Annotated in this window: 19 protein-coding genes and 3 pseudogenes; 13 read left to right on the forward strand and 9 right to left on the reverse strand. The window is 34.6% G+C overall.

The genetic code is table 11. The annotated features are described in order from the left end of the window. Position 1: 1 nt before the first annotated feature. The 9 genes and pseudogenes from GO684_RS01780 to GO684_RS01820 all read left to right on the forward strand — a co-directional run bounded on the left by GO684_RS01780 (position 2) and on the right by GO684_RS01820 (position 12,146). Entirely contained in the window at positions 2-1,264 is a 1,263-nt protein-coding gene (locus tag GO684_RS01780) for an MFS transporter (protein WP_175938398.1), read from the forward strand. A gap of 187 nt (positions 1,265-1,451) precedes the next feature. Beyond that, positions 1,452-2,326, forward strand: a pseudogene (locus GO684_RS01785) (transposase). Between the two features lie 145 nt (positions 2,327-2,471). Next, positions 2,472-3,698: a cytochrome b gene (locus GO684_RS01790; protein WP_175938399.1), complete on the forward strand. Its 1,227-nt coding sequence runs from the start codon at positions 2,472-2,474 to the stop codon at positions 3,696-3,698. Further along, positions 3,698-4,462, forward strand: coding sequence for a cytochrome c1 (locus tag GO684_RS01795; protein WP_175938400.1), 765 nt, complete (start codon positions 3,698-3,700; stop codon positions 4,460-4,462). Before GO684_RS01790 ends, GO684_RS01795 begins: the two co-directional genes overlap by 1 nt. An 85-nt stretch (positions 4,463-4,547) precedes the next feature. Continuing rightward, on the forward strand, positions 4,548-6,485 hold the full coding sequence (gene uvrB / locus GO684_RS01800; protein ID WP_175938401.1) for an excinuclease ABC subunit UvrB: 1,938 nt from the start codon (positions 4,548-4,550) through the stop codon (positions 6,483-6,485). A gap of 121 nt (positions 6,486-6,606) precedes the next feature. Beyond that, complete coding sequence (locus tag GO684_RS01805) at positions 6,607-7,887, forward strand: hypothetical protein (RefSeq protein ID WP_175938402.1); 1,281 nt, start codon at positions 6,607-6,609, stop codon at positions 7,885-7,887. Between the two features lie 94 nt (positions 7,888-7,981). Next, the gene (locus GO684_RS01810; RefSeq protein ID WP_175938403.1) at positions 7,982-8,206 is read left to right on the forward strand and encodes a hypothetical protein; all 225 of its coding nucleotides are present in this window, start codon (positions 7,982-7,984) and stop codon (positions 8,204-8,206) included. A 20-nt stretch (positions 8,207-8,226) separates the two neighbouring features. After that, a complete protein-coding gene (locus tag GO684_RS01815) occupies positions 8,227-10,263 on the forward strand; it encodes a hypothetical protein (protein WP_175938404.1) in 2,037 nt (678 codons plus the stop codon). Between the two features lie 944 nt (positions 10,264-11,207). After that, positions 11,208-12,146 (forward strand): annotated as a pseudogene (locus GO684_RS01820) (transposase). A 9-nt stretch (positions 12,147-12,155) separates the two neighbouring features. Here GO684_RS01820 and GO684_RS01825 read toward each other — a convergent pair. Further along, positions 12,156-12,428 (reverse strand): hypothetical protein, encoded by a 273-nt coding sequence (locus GO684_RS01825; RefSeq protein WP_175938421.1) that lies wholly within the window; start codon positions 12,426-12,428, stop codon positions 12,156-12,158. A gap of 625 nt (positions 12,429-13,053) precedes the next feature. On the opposite strand from GO684_RS01825, the gene GO684_RS01830 reads away from it, so the two are divergent. Further along, on the forward strand, positions 13,054-13,521 hold the full coding sequence (locus GO684_RS01830) for a hypothetical protein (protein WP_175938405.1): 468 nt from the start codon (positions 13,054-13,056) through the stop codon (positions 13,519-13,521). Positions 13,522-13,772: 251 nt separating this feature from the next. Beyond that, positions 13,773-14,777: pseudogene (locus tag GO684_RS01835) on the forward strand (IS630 family transposase). A gap of 125 nt (positions 14,778-14,902) precedes the next feature. Here the strand turns inward: GO684_RS01835 and rpoD are convergent. From rpoD to GO684_RS01875, 8 genes are all read right to left on the reverse strand, one after another. Then, positions 14,903-16,852 carry an RNA polymerase sigma factor RpoD gene (gene rpoD, locus GO684_RS01840; RefSeq protein ID WP_175938423.1) on the reverse strand — a complete coding sequence of 650 codons (1,950 nt, stop codon included), beginning with the start codon at positions 16,850-16,852 and terminating at the stop codon, positions 14,903-14,905. Positions 16,853-16,974: 122 nt separating this feature from the next. After that, positions 16,975-17,301: a cation:proton antiporter subunit C gene (locus GO684_RS01845; protein WP_175938406.1), complete on the reverse strand. Its 327-nt coding sequence runs from the start codon at positions 17,299-17,301 to the stop codon at positions 16,975-16,977. Next, the gene (locus GO684_RS01850; RefSeq protein WP_175938407.1) at positions 17,301-17,717 is read right to left on the reverse strand and encodes a Na(+)/H(+) antiporter subunit B; all 417 of its coding nucleotides are present in this window, start codon (positions 17,715-17,717) and stop codon (positions 17,301-17,303) included. The genes GO684_RS01845 and GO684_RS01850 overlap by 1 nt, the downstream gene beginning before the upstream one ends. Continuing rightward, entirely contained in the window at positions 17,710-18,237 is a 528-nt protein-coding gene (locus GO684_RS01855) for a DUF4040 domain-containing protein (protein ID WP_175938408.1), read from the reverse strand. Before GO684_RS01855 ends, GO684_RS01850 begins: the two co-directional genes overlap by 8 nt. A 1-nt stretch (position 18,238) precedes the next feature. Beyond that, positions 18,239-18,526, reverse strand: coding sequence for a monovalent cation/H(+) antiporter subunit G (mnhG, locus tag GO684_RS01860; RefSeq protein WP_175938409.1), 288 nt, complete (start codon positions 18,524-18,526; stop codon positions 18,239-18,241). A gap of 6 nt (positions 18,527-18,532) precedes the next feature. Continuing rightward, a complete protein-coding gene (locus tag GO684_RS01865) occupies positions 18,533-18,775 on the reverse strand; it encodes a monovalent cation/H+ antiporter complex subunit F (protein ID WP_175938410.1) in 243 nt (80 codons plus the stop codon). A 31-nt stretch (positions 18,776-18,806) separates the two neighbouring features. Beyond that, positions 18,807-19,235: a DNA-directed RNA polymerase subunit omega gene (rpoZ, locus tag GO684_RS01870; protein ID WP_175938411.1), complete on the reverse strand. Its 429-nt coding sequence runs from the start codon at positions 19,233-19,235 to the stop codon at positions 18,807-18,809. A gap of 63 nt (positions 19,236-19,298) precedes the next feature. After that, complete coding sequence (locus GO684_RS01875) at positions 19,299-19,598, reverse strand: helix-turn-helix domain-containing protein (protein WP_175938412.1); 300 nt, start codon at positions 19,596-19,598, stop codon at positions 19,299-19,301. 731 nt (positions 19,599-20,329) lie between these two features. Between GO684_RS01875 and purE the strand changes: the two genes are divergently transcribed. Both purE and mutL read left to right on the forward strand, forming a co-directional pair. Then, positions 20,330-20,833, forward strand: coding sequence for a 5-(carboxyamino)imidazole ribonucleotide mutase (gene purE / locus GO684_RS01880; protein WP_175938414.1), 504 nt, complete (start codon positions 20,330-20,332; stop codon positions 20,831-20,833). Positions 20,834-20,837: 4 nt separating this feature from the next. Further along, a complete protein-coding gene (gene mutL / locus GO684_RS01885) occupies positions 20,838-22,727 on the forward strand; it encodes a DNA mismatch repair endonuclease MutL (protein WP_175938416.1) in 1,890 nt (629 codons plus the stop codon). The last annotated feature ends 500 nt before the right edge of the window (positions 22,728-23,227 follow it).

Below are 23,227 nucleotides of genomic sequence, written 5' to 3' on the forward strand. Positions count from 1 at the left end.
CATGAATAATACCCAAAAAGCAATGCTATCAGGTATAATCTGTAATATGATTGTATGGTATGAACTAACCCTATTTGGAGTTTTAACACACATAATAAGCAATGTTTTCTTTCCTTCGGAAAGTGATTATTTAAGCACAATCAAGTTTCTTGGCAGTTTTGCAGTTGGGTTTGGATTTAGGCCACTCGGCGCATTTATTTTTGGCTACATCGGAGATAAGCACGGCAGAAGGAAAGTTTTGTTAGCTTCTGTAATATTAGTTTCGACATCATCTACTGCAATTGCAGTCATACCAGGTTTTAAAGAAATAGGAATACTCTCCCCTATATTGCATCTGCTTTGTAGAATAATACAAGGAACGGCGGCAGGTGGAGAAACAAGCATTAACTCAGCTTTTTTAATAGAACATTCAAGTGATAAAAAAGATCTAGGGTTTTTAGGTAGCATGAAAGCTTTCAGCGGTGCTCTTGGTTCCATAATATGCTTTATAATGATAGCTATTGTTAAAAAATTTACAGGTGAAAATTATGAAATTTGGGGATGGAGGTTGCTCTTCTATTTCTGCTCCATCATGGGTGTAATAGGTTTTTTAACAAGATACATAATGGAAGAAAGCCTAGCGTACAAGACTCATGACCAAAATAAAAGCTTATCTAGTTCTCCATTTTTAGAACTAACCAGGAGCTATAAAAAGGCATTTATGATAGCAATTGGGCTTGGTATTGCCCAAAATGCAATTGTCTACTCAGCAATCATGTTTTACAACATATCTGTAAAAGAACTTATCCTTTCAGGCATTGATACTAAAAATGTAGTAAGGATTACAGTTGAAATTACATTTGGAACGTCTGCAGTGCTGTTCGCAATATTATCCGATAAAGCCGGAAGAAGAAATGTGATGATTCCTATATTAATAGCTTTAGCCTGCGCCGGATTACCAGCGTTTTCTCTATTATCATATGACAATTACTATATTGTGACACTCACTTTTCTATTAATAAGCATACCAATAGGTGCATCCTTTGGAATATATAATTCCCTTGTTTGCGAGTTACTTCCAACGAAAGTTAGGTGCACTGGCTTTAGCTTAGCACATAATATATCCGCAGGGATTTTTGGCGGAGTTTCTCCATCTATATGCATGTGGCTTATAGAGAAAACTAAAACAGAGCTTGCAGCAGGTTTTTACCTTACCATGTGTGCATTGATTAGCTTAATATCTGTATTACAAATTAAAATCGAAGATAAAAAAGTCGATTGGTGAAGCTTCTTTCACATAGCAATATAAATAGATCAGAAATTTTAAATAGCTAAAACTTTTTCTACAGACCTCAGTTCATTTTCTATTGTGATAGCTAATAACTTTTCATGCCAATTCCCACTGTACAAGGAACTAATAGACAATAATGAAAAAGAAGCCATACTGAAGTAGATAAAATAGCGAGATTTAAGTGGCATTAAAATCAAAATTATCGGATGAAAAAATCGTGAAATCTGCAAAAGTAATGCTGAAGAAAGTGTGAACAACGCATATGTTACAAAAAAAACTAGATGCCACAATTGCAGTAAAAAAGCACAGTATAACAGCTATAGCAAAAACATGTTGCATTCTAAGAACAGCATTAACTGCATGGACAAAACACTAAAATCTAAAAGAGAAGAAAATTGTTTGCCCTCCTCAACTTCATAGAAAAACTAGATTGAATCAGAGTTGATTTGAACAAGTTAAAGTATAGATACGAGAAAACCTAATACTATCATTAAAGAGGCGAGAATAAGAATCCAGGGAAAACTTGACCTGAATATCAGCAAATCTGCAGTACGCCGCAATATGCAAAAAATGAAGTTTTTGTATATTACATCAAGATCAATTCACAATGAATAAGGTAAAGGTAGACAGGAAGAGTTAAAAAAAACTTAATAAGACTATTGGTAAGTATCCTGAACAAGAGTTATTCATCTTTGATGAATCGACACATTGGAAAGCTGGACACGGGTGGTTTAAAAAGGGCGTTAGAACACAGTTAAAGTAAAAAGTTAGGTAGATAAAATTTTTATCTCTACAGTGCAGTTAATTCTAGAAGCGGGAGAGTTCTAATTTATTGTACGAATGTTAACACTGATTGTATGAATGTATTTCTTAAATAAATGCCACAATATTTAAAAACATGAAAAGCCTTTTTAGAGACTTTGGTTCTATATAAAACAGAACATTTTGCGTAATAAAGTCCATAGTATAATTGCTTTGCTTGAGAGCGCTTTGTGCAAATTTATTACCTCTCTTTTTCGCTCCACAATTAAACACTTCGCAATTTTACTTATCTGATCTGCTAATAGTGAGAATTGGTATAACTTGCTATGTTATAATTTTTGATGCAGTGGAAGATCTGATTTTCTGATTTAAAGTTTTTATTGTTTATAGAGGATAAGCTGCTACAATAAACGAGTTAAAGGCAGGAAAGCTTTAAGTTATGCAAGATGATAAAAAAACAACGATAGAAGAAGAAAAGGGTGTATTAGGCTGGATAGAGTATAGATTGCCTATATTTTCTTTTCTAAAACATACTGCTTCTTACCAAGTGCCAAAAAACTTAAATTATGCCTGGAACTTCGGTTCTTTAGCTGGCATAGCGCTAATTTTACAAATAATAACTGGTATATTTCTTGCTATGCATTACACTCCACATGTTGATCATGCGTTTAACAGCGTGGAGCGCATAATGCGTGACGTAAACTACGGATGGCTAATACGCTACACTCATGCTGTTGGAGCGTCGCTCTTCTTTATGGTAGTCTACGTTCATATAATGCGCGGGTTGTATTATGGGTCCTATAGAAGTCCACGAGAAATGGTGTGGTTTATAGGTATATTTATATTTTTTGCAATGATGGCAACAGCCTTTATGGGATATGTTCTTCCCTGGGGACAAATGAGTTTTTGGGGCGCAACAGTTATAACCAACTTATTTTCAGCGATACCTTTAGTTGGCAATAAAATAGTTGTATGGTTATGGGGTGGTTTTTCCGTTGATAACCCAACACTTAATCGTTTTTTTGCCATGCATTATTTCTTACCCTTTATTATTATCGCTTTAGCTATGCTACATATTATTGCTCTACATAGGTTTGGTTCTGGTAATCCAAGTGGGGTAGAAGTAAAATCAGGCAAGGATACCATCCCACTTTATCCTTATTATATAGCAAAGGATTGCATAACTTTTTGCCTGTTTTTTATAGTTTTATTTGCATTTGTTTTCTATGCTCCCAATTACCTTGGTCATCCAGATAATTACATAGAGGCTGATTCTATGGTCACCCCAGTTCATATAGTACCAGAATGGTACTTTTTGCCTTTTTATGCAATGTTGCGTTCAATTCCAGATAAGCTTACTGGTGTGCTTACTATGTTCTGGTCTATTTTAGTATGGTTTCTATTGCCTTGGCTTGATAAAGCAAAGGTTAAAAGTGGTGCTTATCGCCCATTATTCAAAAAGTTTTTTTGGGTCTTTACAGTAAATTTTGCATTTCTTGCTTGGCTTGGGGGAAAGGAAGTTAAAGAACCTTACATTACTCTAAGTAGACTTTCTACTCTTTATTACTTTGCATACTTTGTAATAGTTTTACCACTGCTTAGTAAGTATGAGAAGCCAAAGGAACTTCCAAAAACCATAAGTGATTCTGTACCGGAGATGAAATAATGCTGGTTAAGAATATATTAGCTGTGTTTTATGCATTTCTTTTTGCTAATTCTGTGTGTGCAGAAGAATTTGTACCTTTACCAAATAAAAAAATAAACTGGAGCTTTGATGGAGCTACTGGATCCTTTAATAGGGAGTCAATCCAGCGTGGTTATAAAGTATATAAGGAAGTCTGTGCTGCTTGTCACTCAATGAATAGAGTAGCGTTTCGTAATTTGCAGGACATTGGTTTTTCTGAAGAGGATGTAAAACAGATTGCAGCTTCTTACCAAGTTAAAGATGGTCCAAATGATCTGGGTGAAATGTTTGATAGGCCTGGAATACCTTCAGATTATTTTATTGCACCTTTTAATACGAAAGAGGCAGCTATAGCAAGCAATAATGGTGCAGTTCCACCGGACTTATCGCTTATTATTAAAGCAAGGCACGATGGTGCAAATTATGTCTATTCTCTTTTAACAGGCTATCGAAACGGTGAGCAAGATGAGAGCGGTTTATATTTTAATCCATATTTCCCAACAGGTAAGTTAGCTATGGCACCACCACTATCTGAAGGAATAGTAGAATATGATGATACAAGACAAGCTACAGTTGAGAATATGGCGTACGATGTAGTAAATTTTTTACAGTGGGCAGCAGAGCCAGAGCTAGAGCGCCGGCATAAACTTGGATTTAAGGTAGTGGCGTATTTTGTAATCTTAACAGTGTTTGTTGTACTAACCAACAAAAGGACTTGGAGCAAGCTCTATAAAAAGAAAAAGTAGAGTTTTTTAAATGTCCTTTGACGCTCACTTTCATATCTTATTTACTCTAGCAAGATAGTAAATATATTATAAAAATATAGGAATTATGAAATTTCAACTAGTTACGCATTTTCAACCTGCTGGAGATCAACCGCAGGCAATAGATAGCCTAGTTGCAGGACTAAATGATAACAAAAGAGATCAGGTTTTACTTGGAGTTACTGGCTCTGGGAAGACTTTTACTATGGCAAATGTTATTGCAAGGACAAATAGACCTGCTCTCATCATTGCTCATAATAAAACTTTAGCAGCACAGCTTTATGAGGAAATGAAAAGTTTTTTTCCCCATAATGCCGTTGAGTACTTCATTTCTTATTATGACTACTATCAGCCTGAAGCTTATTTGCCACAAACTGACACTTATATTGAAAAAGATTCTGCAATCAATGAAAGAATTGATATGCTGCGTTATTCTGCCATTTGCTCCCTTTTAGAGCGCAGGGACACGATTGTAATTGCAAGTGTTTCCTGCATATATGGTCTTGGTTCACCTGAAAGCTACCTTAGTATGACCATAACTTTAAGTGTTGGAGATAAAATTCATGTAGATGCCTTCCTGAATAATTTAGCTAATCTCCAGTATAAGCGCTCTGATATCAGATTTGAGAGAGGATACTTCAGAGTGTGCGGCGATATTATCAATATATTTCCTGCTTATTACAAAGACAAAGCTTGGCGTTTATCACTAGTTGGCAATAAGATAGAAGAGATTTCTGAGATTAATGCCATAACGGGCAACATTATCAAACACATGGATAAAATCACCATTTTCCCCAATAGCCATCATATTACGTCACGCAAGGCTCTGTTGCGTGCGGTTCAGCTAATTAGAGAAGAGCTGAATGAACGCTTGAATTATTACTACTCGCAAAACAAAATTGTCGAAGCACAACGCCTTGAACAACGTACTAGCTTTGATATCGAAATGATGGTCGCAACAGGAACATGTAAAGGTATTGAAAATTATTCGCGTTATCTCTATGGGATGAAAGCTGGAGAGGCCCCGCCTACATTGTTTGAATATTTACCTGAGAATGTAATTTTATTTGTTGACGAAAGTCATGTTACCGTTCCTCAAATTGGTGCAATGTATAGTGGTAACGAGTCGCGTAAAAAAAAATTGATCGACCATGGCTTCCGGCTCCCTTCCGCTTTCGATAATCGTCCATTAAAGTTCAAGGAGTGGGAGACAGTGCGGCCGCAGACTATTTACATCTCAGCCACTCCAGGAAAGTATGAATTAGCAAGGACGAATAACTTGTTTGTAGAGCAAGTTATTCGTCCAACAGGACTGGCAGATCCAATCTGTATTGTAAAGCCAACGGAGACTCAAGTTTACGATGTGGTTCACGAAGCGCAAGTGACAATAAAGAAAGGACTTTGTGTTCTAATTACTACACTAACCAAAAAAATGGCAGAAAAGCTAGCTGAATATATGAACGAGTTAAATATGAGAGTGAGTTATTTACATTCGGATATTGGTGCGCTAGAGAGAATCGACATTATATGCAAATTAAGATCAAAAGAAATTGATGTCCTAGTTGGTGTTAACTTGCTGCGGGAGGGTCTTGATATTCCAGAGTGTGGTTTGGTTGCAATTTTGGATGCCGATAAAGAAGGATTTTTGCGATCAGAGACTTCGCTCGTTCAAACGATCGGTCGTGCTGCACGTAATGCTGAAGGTAGGGCAATTTTATATGCAGACAAAATTACCGGTTCTATGAATCGTGCATTGAAAGAGACTGAAAGAAGAAGAAAAAAACAAGAGAAATATAGCGCCTTGCATAATATTTTACCCAAGACTATAATAAAACCTATATCAAATACTTTAAAAGAAAAAGTGGTGATGAAGGTAACAACAATTGGTATGAGCAAGGATGATGTAAGCAGTTTGAGAAGGCAGATGTTAGCACATGCCGAGAACTTAGAATTTGAGGAAGCAGCGAAAATCAAGAATATTATTGAAAGGATAAATAATCCGTGACATAATACGCATTTTTTAAAAAATTAGGTGATTTTATTGATTAACTTAGGGTTAATACATATTAAATATTTAGTACTATAAAATCAAATTATTAGGTTTGATAGTAGAAGGGATTGACACTATGAGCGATTTCACTAACAACAGTAATTCAAGCGACAGTTCAATCTTCCAGGGAAAAATCCGTCTAGAAGATTTAAATAAAACTCAGGAAGTAAATAAACTCAAAGGGGTAACGAAGGACCTTTTTAAGAAAATTGAGCTGCAAAAGCAAGAATACAAAGAGTTAGGGGAGAAAGCAGGCAGTGAAATACAAGGAATGTTAACTCCAATAATGCTTGGTGATGACGATCCAACGGATAGTGACATAGTAAAAGATACATTGGCTGAACTTGGGAAGTTTTTCCAATCTTTATTCAGCGAATTCGAAATAGAGGTAGATCCAAAAACCTATGAGATGATTAAGGAAAAGAGGGAGAAGAACTTGCTTCTTTCAATAATAAAATTTTTACATGATAAACTTAAGGAATTAGTCAAGAAAGTCTTCTCTCGCGATTTAAGTTTCGGTGAGAAGATTGATAAAGGGATAAAAGAATTAGAAGAAAAGTTACTAAGTGGTGGCTTGTCCAAAGGAGGGGAAGTAGCAATACTGGAGAGGCTGGAGGTCCTGCGTGAGCTTAAATTAAAACTTCAAATGGCAGTAGCCGGATGGATTGTAGCAATGGTTGCTGAGATCTTTACAGCTGAGCTAGTGGCCGCAGCAGAAGGAACGTGGACAACTAAAGAAGAAAACAAAAAAGTGGAAAAAAAGTCATCAAAAAAAGAAATAGAAGTTTGTAAAGAAATAGAAATAAAAGTAGGTGAAAATGGGAAATTGCGAATCTTGCCAATATCTTTTTTTGTCATGTCAGCGCGTGATCAGTCAAATGGACTAACCATTCTTCCACTCAAGCCAGAAGAGCAAAATCTTTTATGTGAGCCCCTAAAAAATCTTATGCTCTCTGAGCCTAAACATGATATGAATAAAGAAGATCGCAAGGTAGAAGAAAAATCAAAAATAAAAGAAACGAACAAAAAAGAGAGTGGACAAACATCAGAGGTATTGAGAGCCGCATGTTCTTCTACTTCAGAGCGGCTTATAGTGGAGGGGCGAATATTTGTTAGAGTAACAGGTTATTCTAGTGAAAAAGATCAATATAATAATATCGGCAGACAAGGGATGCGAGTGCTAAGGTCAACTGACAAGCAAGATGTGAGAAGTGGTGGCAATTCTGATGTAGAAACAGTGAAACCAATTAATGTAGGTAAAGCTTACAGTAAATTTTTTGCTGGACAGAGAGTTTCACCAGAATCAGAACTTAATTCCATAAGTGTCAAGCTTGACAATGTAGGGAAAAGCCGATAATGAAAAAGATTTGTGAAATATAAAAAAAGTTCTTGCACTTATGATTTATTTGTAATACATAGATTACATAATATATTTATTAATGGAGGAAATTATGGATAAAAAGTCACAAGCAAGTTCTAGTCCACAAGGGGATTCTCGTTTTCATATAGGCACATACGATGCCGCTGCCTGGAGGAGGGATAACTACGGTAAGGGTGGAGGACTAGACATGCATAAAGATCCTAGTAAGTTTGATAGGTGTTATAACTATCCTTATACAGGGATGAGTGACACTAAAGTTGAGAAGGCTCAAAGTAGTTGTCAAAAGGATTCATAATATTTTAGTAAGAGGAAGTTATGGCTGTATATAATTTAAATTATGTTAAGGAGCTGGTTAATGCATTTAACATTAATAATTATGGCTCTAGAACCAACACTAATTTTGTTGTTGAAGGCGACAACATCGTAGTTAAGTTCAGTTGTGATCAGCGCTCTGCAGAGAAGTGCTTATCACAGATGGCAAGAGATTTAGTAAGGGAATATTTTTCCAGTGAAAATTTAGCTCGTCACATTTTTGACCTTGGGTCTTTACCATTCAATTTCGACGGAGGAAAGTGGACATATAGTGAGAAAATGACTAAGCTTACAGTTCCTATAGACTCTGGAGTAATCTTTAATCTTAAAATGCACTTTGTTGAGGAGTTTATAGGTGTTGTAGAAGCGCAAATGATTAGGGAAATTAATAAAGAATTCCCTCATCTTGATAAAAAACATATTGAAGGTACTTTAAACGAAAACATAAAGCAAGCAAAAATGGATGCGTCATCTCATTGTGTAGTATGTCTATCTTTCGATGATCCAGATATACAAGAGCATTTTAAACAGACACTCAAAGCACAAATGAAGGAGTATGGTTATAATTATTTGGATTTCTATCATATTGATGATAATAAGATGTATTTTAAAGATGTTGAAAATGTTGACTTCGTGAGAAGTGTAACAGAGGTTTCTAAAAAGAAGACAGCGTATAATTTTAACGTTCAAGGAGTTGGTAAATTGAAAGTGAAGGCTGAGTGCTACAAAGGTGCTATAGGCGAGCTAATTTTTCGTTTAACTGGAATACCAATTTGCGGGTACTATCGTGATAATTTTATTGATAAAGGAAGAATAAATAATGGAGATAACTTTGCTTTTATACCTATGACAAAAGAGGGTAGTAACTTAAGATATCTAACTTATATGAATGCAGATAAGATTAATGCTAAATTTTCTTACAGCCTTTTAACTGATGTTAGAGGTCAAACTGAAGCCACAAAATTAGGTAAGTTTGGCAATGTGTATGCTTTTTCTGATGGGCAGGTTGCTCTTTTAATTCCTTTAATTGTAGAAAACTCTGTACTCAACAAAGATGGTCAATTAGAGATTAATCCTGATCTTCCTCGACAGTTATACACACCATCACCGCCACGATCTCCATTACTATCGTTATCACCATCGCATGAACCACAACCGCGTTCAATTTTTGAAATTTCAGAAGAATTTCATCCTCAGGAAGAAGTAGAAGCACAACAATCTAAGAATTTTCCAGCTGACTCGGCATACACTAGCGGAAGTATAAAAGAGATTCTTGATGGATTTCTTAATATAGTAGAACTATCTGATTCTATTACTCTTGGTGATGCTTCTTCCGTTACAGGACATATTAGAACTAAGATGGTGACTGATAAAGGATGTGCAGAAGATTTAGGTATTGTGATGCGTGGAAGTCATAATGGTGACAAAGTAATGATTAGTGATAAAATGGCAGAAAATATAGCGCATTCTTTAAGTAGTTTACCTGATGAAGAGAAAAAAAAGTGGGGGTCATTATTATCACTTTTTCTTTCGCCTGAGGGAATAGAGGAAGTATACTCAATACTTTCTTCTCCTGAAAAAAGGGCAGGCTTATCTTTGAAGTTGAGTCTTTCTCCTGAGCAGAGTAGACAGCTAGAACTAATAGGGCATTCACTTCAGCAGCAATATGAACAGCCACAGTCACAAGTGGATCTTTCTGAAATTAGTCATGTTGAGTCACAGCAATCCAGTCGATCAAGGCAGACTATAGGTGCTGCTGCGGTAGATATGAGTGAAAATGTGAAAGGGGTTTGTGGTGAGTTCGTGACCTATAATGATCGACGTTCACCGTTACCTTCTCCTGTATATTCCACAGGTTTACCCAGTGGTAATAGACATGTTCCAGATATGCTAGGGCCCAGTGATAAAACACATCAAGGTGGCAAACGTTGTAAAGAAAGAGTGTCGACACAAGAAACACCTACTAAGGGAAAATATACTGAAGATGTTCAGAAAGGTCGCAAAAAGCAAGCCTCAAAGGGCTGGTGTAGTGTAATGTAAAACATTGGTTCTACCTAACTTCTTTACTTCACTATAACTACTCAATTAGGGTCAGGGAAAAGCCCTGGCCCTTTGGAAAGTAACTTTATAAGCATTAGATTTGAGAACAATTTTCACTAAAAGGGAAAGGGTATGTTATTCAAGTGACTTCTTTTCCTGTCATCCCAGTGTGTGACACTGGCATCCAGTCTTTTATTTCTTGATTCTAACCTAGCTTTTCAAATAGTAATTCGTTATTTGTATTAATAAATTAAATACTTTTAAAATAGCTAAAGCATTGATATTCTTGAATTTTAGCCGAATAGTAGTGAAATTTCTTTTATTAAATTTAGGTATTCGCTGATCGTTCTCATTTAAATGCTAAAACAATAAGCTACTGATATTTTTCTCCAGTTTCAACCACTTGCATGACGCAAGTAAAATACCAATTGCCATTGTTAATAGATCAAAATAGTGACATTGCAGAGCTGTCAATTGCAAAGCGAGAAAAAGAGAGATAATAAATTTGCACAAAGCGCTCTTAAGTAAAGTAATTGTATTGTTGCCTTTATTACGCAAAATGTTCTGTTTTATAACAACCAAAGTCTCTTAATAGGGTTGAGCTCGGTGAGCATGGTGGTAGGTATATAATCTCGATATTTTTAGGTACCTTTAAATTTTTGACTTATTTCAACTAGCACAATCCATAACAAGAAAGGCTTCTCGTATTCTTAAGTATTGAACATCTGTTCAAGAAATATATTCATACAATCAAGCGTCGCATTCGGTGCAAATAAGCTAGAACTCTTTCCATTTTTAGGATTAACTACACTGTAGAGATAAAAATTTTATCTACATAATTTCACTTTAACCTGTGTTCCAATACCAATTACCACTATACAAGGAATGGACAAACAATAATGGAAAAGAAGCCATGCTGAAGTAAGTGAGATAGCAAAGTTTAAATGGCGTTGAAATCAAAATTATTGGATGAAAAAGTCGTGGAATCGGTAAAAGAAATACTGAAGAAAGTGCAAAATAACGCATATGTTGCAAAAAAACTAAATGCTATAATTGCAGCAAAAAAGCACAGTATAACAGCTGTAGCAAAAATATGTTGCATTTCAAGAACAGCGCTAGCTGCATGGATAAAGCACCTAAAATTTTGAAGAAAGAAAAATTGTTTACTCCCCCTTAACGTCGTAGAAAAACTAGATTGAATCAGAGTTAATTTGAACAAGTTAAAGTATGAATATAAGAAAACCCTAATATTACCATTAAAGAAATAAGAATAAGAATCTAGGAAAATTTGGCTTGAATATCAGCAAGTTTACAGTACACTGCAATATGCAAAAAAACGAAGTTTTCATATATTGCGCTAAGATCAATTCACAATGAATAAGATAAAGATAGACAGAAAAAATTTAAAAAAACTTAATGAGATTATCGGTCAATATTCTGAACAAGAGTTATTTTTCTTTAGTGAACCACAGTTTGGCATACAGTAGATAAAATTTTTCTCTCTACAGTGCAGTCATCCTAGAAATAGAAAAAGTTCTAGCTTATTTGTACCGAACGCAATACTTGATTGTATGAATATATTTCTTAAACAAATGTCACAATATTTAAGAATACGAGAAGCCTTTCTTGTTATGGATTGTGCTAGTTGAAATAAGTCAAAAATTTAAAGGTACCTAAAAACATCGAGATTATACACCTACCATCACACTCACCAGAGCTCAACCATATTGAGAGACTTTAATTGTATATAAAACAGAATATTTTGCGTAATAAAGCCTATAATACAATTGTTTTACTTAAGAGCGTTTTGTGCAAATTTATTACCTCTTTCTTCTCACTCTCCAATTAAACAACTCTGCAATGTCACTTATTTGATCTATTAACAATGATGATTAGTATAACGCCCTTTCTAAACAACACGCGTCCAACTTTCGAATGTGTGCCAAACCGTGATTCATCAAAGAGGAATAACTCTTGTTTAGAATACTTACAATAGTCTCATTAACTTTTTTAAAAAATTCTTCCTGTCTACCTTTGTCCTGTTCATTGTGAATTTGGTTTAGCGCAATATACAAAAACTTCATTTTTTGCACATCATGGTATACTGTAGACTTGCTGATATTCAAGCCAAATTTTTCCTGGATTCTTATTTTTACTTCTTTAATGGTGTAATACTAGTTTTTTTTGTGTCCACACTTCAACTTGGTCAAACCGACTCTGATTCAATCTAGTTTTTCTATAACATTGAGGGGAACAAACAATTTTTCCTCTCTTCTAAATCTTAAGTGCTTTATCCATGTAGTTAGTGCCGTTCTTAAAATGAAACATATTTTCGCCATGGCTGTTAGCTTTTTCTTACAACATATAAGTTATTTTGCACTTTCTTCAGTATTTCTTTTACCGATTCCACGACTTTTTCATCCAATAATTTTGATTTCAACGCCATTTAAACTTTGCTATCTCACTTACTTCAGTACGGCTTTCCATTACTACGTATCAGTTCCTTGCATAGTGGGAATATAAGCCTGATAAATCTTATTTTTTAAAACAGAACATCGCCTAACTTATTTTTAACTGAAATTAAAAGATATCGTTTTAATCATGCGATGTTGATTTTATTAAAAATGGAGGTGAGTCCCTTGCCCAGGGACAGAAAATCAATAATCAAAGAGTTGGCCATAATGACGTTTCTCGGTGCAAAGATCTTTATATTTTTTAAACAGTCAATTTAATAATAATTTAAACATTTGGAATGTAAAATCATAATATATTAATTATCTAGAGGTAAAAATGGTAAAAGGAATTTTGCGCAATTGGTTAGGTATAACAGAATTGCAGAAAAGTCAAAAAATAGATGCTGAACAGTTTCAAAGGATATTTAGCGCATTAAAAGAATGGCAAGAAGTTCAAAAGGTCGACACTGAGCAGCTGCAAAGTATGCAGAAGCACTTAAATGGCTTGCAGAAAAAATTCACAAATTTGGAAGAAAAAATTGGAACTCTTACAGAGACAGTGGAAGGACAAGAAAAAATAATGTTGATTTGTTGTCTCGTAACCAGTGTTGTTACATTAGCAGCAATTAGTTTTATTGCATTTTGCATCTACCAGGGAGTTAAAAGTGAAAAGGAAAAACAAAGGAGCTTGTCAGGTACATCAAGCACAGAACTCGATGAACTAAACGTACCAGGCACAAAACTTCATGCAGATATTAGCAGTACTGCAAAATCCCTAAACGGGATGTTAATGACAGTAAACTAAATAACACTCTTCTTAAGAAGGTGTTACAAATTATATAACACCTTCTTACAGGCAAATCTTATCCCAAATTTGATCACGCGAGAGAATTTTAGAAATCTCTGCAATCTGTAATCAGTAAAAAGGCCTTCTCTGGAAGAAAGCGGAAGATCAACACCAGAGCGCTTACCTGATATTAATTTCCACTTTATAAGGAGCGGATAGACAATAATGAAAAGAAGCTGTACTGAAGTAAGTAAAATAGCGAGGTTTAAATGGTGTTGAAATCAAAATTATTGGATGAAAAAGTCGTGAAATCTGCAAAAGTAATGCTGAAGGAAGTGCAAAATAATGCATAATGTTACAAAAAAAACTAAATGCTATAATTGCAGCAAAAAAGCACTGTATAACAGCCGTAGCAAAAATATGTGCATTTCAAGAACAGTACTAACTGCATGGATAAAGCACCTAAAATTTAGAAGAGAAGAAAAATTGTCTGCTTTCCTAATAGCATAGGAAAACTCTCTTGAACCAGAGTTAATTTAAACAAGTCGAAGTATGTATACAAGAAAACCCTAATATTACCATTAAAGAAATGAGAATAAGAATCCAGGAAAAATTTGGCTTGAACTCCAATAAGTCTGCAGTACACCATAATATGTAAAAAATGAAGCTTTCGTATATTATACGCCAAGACTAATTCATAATAAATAAGATAAAGGTAGGCAGGAAGAGTTTTAAAAAAACTTAATGAGACTATTGGTAAGTATTCTGAACAAGAGTTATTTTTCTTTAATGAATCGAGGTTTGACACGCATTTGAAAGTTGGACGTGTATAATTTAAAAAGGACGTTAAAACACAAGCTAAAGTAAAATTAGGTAGATAAAATTTTTATCTTTACAGCACAATCAGTTCTAGAAATAGAGAAAGTTCTAGCTTATTTGCACTTAAATATCAACACTGATTGTATAAATATATTTCCTGGATAAATATCACAATATTTAAAAATATGAAAAGCTTCTTTTGTCATGGGTCGTGCTAGTTGACACACGTCAAAAAATTTAAAGGCACCTAAAAATATTAAGATTATATGCCTACCACCATATTCACCTGAGCTCAATTCTATTGAAAGACTTTGGTTGTATATAAAACAGAACATTTTGCGTAATAAAGTCTATAATACAATGGCTTTGCTTGAGAGCACTTCGTGCAAATTATTACCTCTCTTTCTCATTCCACAATTAAACAACTCTACAACGTCACTTATCTAACCCATTAACAATGAGAACTAGTATAAGATAAATAATGCATCCGTTTAAAATCTTCCATCTATTATTTTCTAGTCCATATATCTACTCTCTACTTTGTGCCAAAGTGATCGTATTATATTATTTAAGCATCTCTCTAAAAAAAACCTCTCAACTTTCTAGCGCGGCATGGATGTTTTAGTTTGCGTAATGCTTTTGACTCGACTTGCCTAATTCTCTCACGTGTTACTTTAAAAATGCATCCTATTTCTTCCAAGGTATGCTCCTTGCAATCTTTACCAAGGCCAAAGCGCATTCTAATAATTCTCTCTTCCTTTGGTGTTAAAGTTGCAAGAAGATTAGTTGTAATACAGCGCAAGTCAGTAAGTATTGCAGCATCTTCTGGCTTTGAAACTCGCTTATCTTCTATACAGTCACCGAAAGTACTACTATCATCTTTTCCTGTTGGAGCGTCAAGACTTACTGGGTCCCTTGCTATTTTCATAACTTTGCGTATTCTTTCCAGCGGCATTCCAAGCTCTACACTTAATTCCTCTAATGTAGGCTCTCTTCCCATTTCGTGAGTCAACTTTCTTAGTGCTCTGTTGATCTTGCCGATAATTTCTACCATGTGAACTGGTATTCTGACTACTTTAGACTGCTCAGGTATTGCTCTAGTAATTGATTGCCTTACCCACCAAGTCCCATAGGTTGAAAATTTGTACCCACGTTTGTAATCAAATTTATCCACAGCCTTCATAAGACCAATATTGCCTTCTTGTATCAAATCAAGCAGAGCAAGACCTCTGTTTGAATATTTTTTAGCTATGGAAACTACTAACCTCAAATTGGCTTTAATCATCTCCTGCTTCGCTTCGGAGACTTCTCGTTCGTGTTTTTGTATTCTTTTGATCAGCTCTTTAAATTCTTGTACATTATCTTCTTGTATATGTTGCTTAATATTGTTCAAGGTGCTAGCTATATGTTCAAAATTGTCGTCTATAAACTTTACAAACTTGTCTTTTAGTTCACCTGTAAAATAAAATTGATTTTCATTGAATTTTAAAGAAATAATTTCTTCTAACTTGTATCTCAAAAGTACGTCAATATAAACTTTGAGAAAGTTCTCTCTATCGATACTGTATTTTTTAGCTCCAGAAATAAGACTAGCCTCCTCAAGCATGATAGACCTATTTATGTTATAAAGTCTTTGTGTAATTTTGGCGACAGCAGTGTCACTTAACTTAATTTGTAACACTATAGACCATATTTTGTCATATAAGTCTTGATATCTTAATCCATTAGATGAATCTCTTCTTAATGTAAATGCTTCATCTGCTAAAGTAATTATCTCATCTAGTGCAACTATGACCTTAGGCAATAAGTCGTTTTCCATTTCAAGAATAGAAACATTTAAATTTGCTGAATTTATATCTTCATTGCTATTTTCTTTCTCATCACTAACTTTTTTACTATCTATCTCGTCATCGTCACAATATTCATCATCTCTAGTGCCTTCAGAAACGTTCTCAGAATCTTCATCATCCTCAACACTTTCTTCACTCTCTTCTTTGGGTATTGTATTAAAATCCGAGTTATAAATTGCATCTAGGTCTATAATTTCTCTCAGCAAGAGAGCTCCACTACTCAAATCATCGCGCCATATTTTTATCATCTTTAGTGTTACTGGTGTTTCAACTATTGCACGCAACATGTTATGTTTTTCAGATTCAATTTTTTTTGCTATCTCAATTTCATCCGTCCTCGATAAAAGCTTTACAGAGCTCATATCTTGTAAATAAACCCTTACCGGATCGTCATTTTGTATTAAGGTTGTGGTGGTATTTGACAGTGTGTCGTCATCATCGAGTTTGCTATCATCACTATTAGAGGGAGCCTCTTCTTCATCTTCGCTATTTTCAAGTATGTTAATTCCTGAGTCTTGCAATAGAGATATAGTATCATCTATAAAGTCAGATGATAAATTTTCGTCCGATAGTTTATTGTTTATGTCATCAAAAGTGATAAAGCCACCCTTTTTAATACTTTTGGTTACAAGATCCCTGATGATTTTTTTCTTACCTTCTGAGTTGTTAATAGTTGACATCATTACCTTTATAGTTTAAAATTTATCTCTCGTTAGTAAATAGGCTTATAACAAGCAAGCCTATAACTTTATTTTTAGCTTGTAGCTACTTGTTACTTCATATAGTTTAAGATATTGTTAACTTACATACGCTCGTCTTGATCAATTACTCCATATTTTTCTTCTATCCTTACTGCTATGGATAATCCAACTGAAAATGTTGCAATTCCGACCACTATGGCAGTAAGCATTAGAACGTGTGGTATAGGATTACTATATAAATGAGAATTTGAAACCAATATAGGAGGTAAGGAGTTTTTTATATATCCAAGAGATATATAAAACAATAGAACTGATGCTTGGAAAACACTTACCCCTATCATTTTCTTAATTAAATTTTTGTCATTTATGATGGTATATAAACCTAGCATCATTAATATAATAATAATTGTATAGTTGTATAAAGTCATTATCTTCTCCTGCGAGCAAAATCTATATATATAGCTAACATGGAGGAATAAACAGTAAGTACTACACCCAACTCCACCAAGAAAATACCTAATTTTTGGCCTGCAACGTTGCTAGCTAACAATATATCATAAGATAAAAAATTTTGGCCAAGCAAAACTGTTGCAATACCCGTTCCCCCATAAATAAAAATGCCTAGCATGCTAGTAAATTTGATTGCAGAGCAAGGTATCGCTTTCAGGGTTGCGGATACACCAAATAGCATTGAGTATAATATTATACCAGAGGCAATGATTATTCCCGCTTGAAAGCCTCCACCTGGGGTGTAGTCACCATGAAATTGTATATATAAAGCAAATAAGATAATAAAAGGTACCATCAAAAATGTTACTGCATTTAATACTGGATCTTTAATCATTTTCTTTTTCTTCTTTTAATACCAACGTTATGCAAAGTGCAGCGGTGAAAATCACTATAGTTTCTCCAAATGTGTCATAGCCACGGAAGGCTGCTAAAACAGCCGTTACTATATTGGGAATGCCAACAGTTTTCTCAGCATTTTCTATATAGTAAGGAGCAACATGTGAGTGAATGGGAGCATTATGGCTGCCAAAATCTGGTAATTGGATCATAAAGTGTGATAAGCACATAGCTAGAAATAACATAAAAAAAAGTATTATAGGGTTGTGAGATAAATTTACTTTATGGTTCTTTATTAAAGAGAGTGCAGCAAATATAAAAACTGTACTAAGCCCTGCACCAACAGAAGCTTCAGTAATTGCAACATCAGGCGCGTTCATAATTAGGTATATAAGTGCAATGAGTGAGCTAAACGCACACATTAGAACACCACTTGTGATTAAATGCTTCGAAAGAACTATAAGAATAGTAACTATAAGTAGCAGTAAAATTAATGTTATATTCAGTATTTCTAACATCTTAACTCCCTTTAATAGCTTTTTTCTTACTTTTGTAATAAGTGCGCGCTAAAATATAACTATTAGTTGAGTTAGCTACCCATATTATAAAAATTAATAGTATTATTTTAACAGTGTTGACTGAAAATTCATTCTGCAAAGTGAGACCAATTAACAATAACATTGCACCGCTAGAGTCTGTAATACCTGCCGCATGTAACCTGGTGTAGAAATCAGTAAATCTAATTACTCCTATGGTTGAAATAGTTACTAAACAAATGCCTAAAAATATGAAAATGGACCCTATCATAAATTATCAAAGCAACATTAACCTCATTAGTGCTATAGTTGATATAAAGCTAATACTAGCATACAATAATGCTATATCAACTAAAAAAAAACTATCCAAAATGATTGACACTGCCGTTATGAGTAAAACTACTTGCGTTGAGAAAATATTGAACGCTAGAACCTTATCATAAAGGCCGCTTGACTTTACCATACGGTACAACATTGCACTCATACAAAGCAGTAATATGTAAATAGCGGCGCGAATCATTTATAGGTTACACAACTTCAATAGGCCTAGCTTATTCTTCATCATCTACTTCATCACCTATGTTATCACTATCCTGGTCACCTATTTCATTTTCTACCCCGTCATCCTGAATATCAGTACTTTCTTGATTTACATCAGCACCTGCGTTAAACTGATCATCAGAAAAATTTAGTAATTTTTCTAGCTTGCTTGTATTACTGCTATAGACATTACTCAGATTTCCTTTCATATACTCTTTGCACCTGTTTACCAAAAGGCTAAACAGCTCATAAGTACCCACCTGCCTTTCTGCTATTTCATATAGAGAAATGATGGCATTTTTATGGCCTTTAAATCTAGCTGCTTGAACGGGATTACTCGCTCCTGTATTTAAATCATGTGTCCTCTGACTTGCTAGTAGAGCTAATTTAAAACGGTTATTTACCTGCTCTGTACATTTTTCTATAACAGATTCAGCCATAAAATATTACCTCAATAAACCTTATATTGTACCACAAAGAAACAAAGTGTCAACTTTGTGCCTCTACTGAGACCTAACCTCATGTTTGACTTCTTCTGCCTCAGTTTTTGCTGCTTGACTCTCTGTTATCGTAATTGTTATTTCATGGTCAAATTTTCTGAGAAACCCTAACAGTCGTTCTAAAGAAAAACCATCTGTTTTGCCATTTTTAATTTGCGATATTTTTGGCTGATCAACACCAAGTCTCTCAGCAGCATGAGCTTGAGTCCAAGTGTTTTTCTCTATAACTTTAGTTATTATACCAAGCAGCTTCTTTTTTATCTCTACACTGCACGAGTTATTGTTTAATGATATTATTTCCATATACACTCACCTATCAAAAGCTTTGTAAAACATTACAACATAAATCTGACATCTCAAAGTATTAATATCATATAGGTTGTACTAAATAATTATATAGTACTAATATATCAAGGCTCTAGATTGATTATGGACTAACATTTTCATTAAGTTTATATCAATTCTAAATATTATTGTATTTAAAAAGATCATTCATAGCAAGAAAAAAATAACTGCAAAGTTTAAGATATAAATTTTGTAGGTTGATTTTGTATAAAGGGGCTTGTATTTCCGTGCTCTAATATATCTGTACAAACATTGTAATTTTAGCCCACTAATACGATATCATTCCAGCGCACAACGCTGGGCACAGTTCGTCATAACCAAATTTATTCACGGTATCTCCAGATTCCGCTAACAAGTAGCTAGATAACAGTAGCCATAAACACTAAGAAACTTACTAAATAGAAATAAAGAGCATAAAGAAACCCTTATTAGAACAGATTTGAGGATAACTAAATGCCTTTAATATAAGGCAGCTGACGAGATTTGTCAAGTAGTTTTTTACATTTCTGTGAGCTACTTAGTCTCTCAAATTACAATGTTCGTGCAGTTATGTACCTCTAATATGGATGTTTATTTGAAGCTTCTATCTATTTTAAAGAGAGGGTTTCATGTCATATATTATGTTCACAGTGCGATTCAAATATTTGTTGCTTTTTAGCTGAAGCATTGTTTAGTTAGTAAGTAAAGTTATGTTGAATATAGTAGAAATGAAAAAAGATGTTGCCGTAATTATGGGAAGTGAATCGGATTATAGTACTATGGTTCATGCTGTTGATATATTAAAAGAATTAGAAATTTCGCATGACGTACTCATAATATCTGCACATAGAACACCAGAAAGGCTTTTCAATTTTGCTAAGTCTGCGCAAGAAAAAGGCTTTAGAGTTATTATAGCTGGTGCAGGAGGAGCAGCTCATTTACCTGGCATGGTTGCATCACTCACTTATTTACCTGTTATCGGTGTTCCTGTGCATAGTAAACAGTTAAATGGGCTGGATAGTCTATTATCTATAGCGCAAATGCCAAAGGGTACACCGGTTGCAACAATGTCTATAGGAGAAAGTGGAGCTTATAATGCAGCAATTGCTGCTGCATCTATACTGTCAATTTCTAACAGTGAAGTTGCTGATAGGTTAAAAAAATGGAGAGAGAAACAGACTAAAGCAGTAAAGGAAAAACCAGTACCACAGTAAATTTATGGCGATAATCCTTTTAGACACCAAAATCATAAATCGTATAGCTGCAGGAGAGGTTATAGAAAGGCCAGCTAGTGTAGTCAAGGAGCTAGTAGAGAATGCAATAGATGCTGAAAGCTCAGAAATAGAGATAAAAATAGAAAGCGGTGGGCGCAATCTTATTACTATCACGGATGATGGAGATGGAATAGAAAAGAGCGATTTAGAGCTTGCTTTTACGCGCCATGCTACTTCAAAACTGAGCGATAGTGAATTAATAGAAATCAAATATCTTGGCTTTAGAGGAGAAGCTCTTCCTTCAATTGCAGCAGTGAGTAGAATTAAGCTGTCATCTAAAGCAAATAGAGCAAATGAAGCGTGGTCTATTTGCTATGAAGGTGGAGAAAAAATAGGTGAACCTATTCCTTACTCTTTATCACAAGGTACACATATTGAGGTCCGTGATTTGTTTTTTGCCACTCCCAATAGACTAAAATTTCTAAAAACTGAAAGGGCAGAAACTCAAAGCATTGTTGACATTGTGAACACCTTAGCAATGACCAATTATAGTATTGGGTTCACTCTCACTTCTAGTAGCAAGAAACTCCTAAAATATGCTAAGCAGACTTCGTTATTTAGTAGACTATGTGAAATAGAAGAAGAATTTCAAGATAATTCCCTAGAAATTAATGAAGAAGAGGATGGCGTAAGACTAACTGGACACATCTGTAAACCAACGGTCAATCGAGGTAAGTCTGACATGATCTATACATTTGTGAATGGGAGGCCAATAAAAGACAATTTACTCGTTGGTGCAATCCGTTGCGTATATCATGACTTTATTCCAAGCGGCAGGTATCCTTTTGCAGCATTACATTTAGAAATACCATACGATCAAATAGACGTGAACGTGCACCCAAACAAATCGGAAGTGAGGTTTCAAAACAAGAAGTTGATATATGAAATAGTGAGGAGAGGGTTAATTAAGGCGTTATCAACGAAAATAGGTACCTCTACAGCAAATGATATTGATAGGCCTGGGTCTCAAGGTATTGGGGAGGAATTGAGTGATTTACCTTTTGATGTTAGTGAAAGTCAAGAGAATAATAAGCATATTAATAATGGAAAAAACAGAGAAACAGAAAGTGAAAGAGAATTGTACAAAAGGAAGCCAAGTCCTTTTGAAAACCAGTTAATGAAAGAATTCAACTCACCAAATATAGGAGAGAAAAGCTTGCCAGAACGATCAGTATTGTTTGATTGTACAGGTGTACAGAAGTCCTCGTTACAAGCGGAAACTGTGGTTCTGAAGAGAGAGCAAATTGATTTGATAGAGAGCCATCCTCTAGGGTTTGCACGCTGTCAGGTCTATAACACTTACATTATTGCTGAGGCTAAAGGCAAACTGATTATAGTTGATCAGCATGCAGCTCATGAAAGGTTAGTGTATGAATGCTTAAAACAAAAGGCAAGTATAAAAAGACAAAAATTACTTCTTTCTGAGGTAGTTGAAATCAAAAACCAAGTTGGAATGGAGATGGTTAAAGTTTATAAGAATAAGCTTTTCGAAATGGGTTTTGACATTGAAATCAAATCAGAAAATAAGGTTATAGTAAAAGAAATCCCTGCAATTTTAGGAGCAATAGATGTAAAAGAGATGCTAATTGACATAGTCGATAGACTGATAGAAGTAGAAGATACGTTGCCAATAGAAGATAAAGTAAACAAAATATTAGCCACCATCGCTTGTTGTAGGTCAATTAGAGCAGGCAGAACAATAAAACTGGAAGAGATGAATGTGTTGCTGAGGCAAATGGAGAAAACGCCATATTCTGGGCAATGCAACCATGGAAGACCAACTTATATAGAGGTGAAACTAAGTGACATAGAAAAATTGTTTAAGCGTAGGTGAAAAGTTGCCACAAATATGGAAATTTTTAGTGCCTTATCATAGCACTAAAGTTAATTACTTATCTTCTATATACAGATTAAACGGCAAAAAGGCTTAACGCATTCGGTGCATCTTATGTCTTTTACATTGTTGCCCATATTACCAACCAGTGCTGCAAATTGCACTTGCTGAGCGCTTAAAAACATTTTAAAAACGCCAACTGATAAAATGATAGTGAACAACTAGCTGAAGGTGGTTTCTTTTGTCTTTTTTTCTGTTTAGTAAATTTCTCAGTATTTATAATTTAGGCCAATTGCAGCTCAAAAGTAACTGATACCAATTCTCATTGTTAGTTGGTTAGATAAGTGACATTGCAGAGTTATCTAATTGCGGAGTGAGAAAGAGAGGTAATAAATTTACACAAAGCGCTCTCAAATAAAGCAATTGTGTTATAGACTTTATTGCGCAAAATGTTCTGTTTTATATATAACTAAAGTCTCTCAAGTTAGGATTGAACTCGG

The organism is Wolbachia endosymbiont of Litomosoides brasiliensis (genome assembly GCF_013366805.1).
In the GTDB taxonomy this organism is placed as follows: Bacteria; Pseudomonadota; Alphaproteobacteria; order Rickettsiales; family Anaplasmataceae; genus Wolbachia.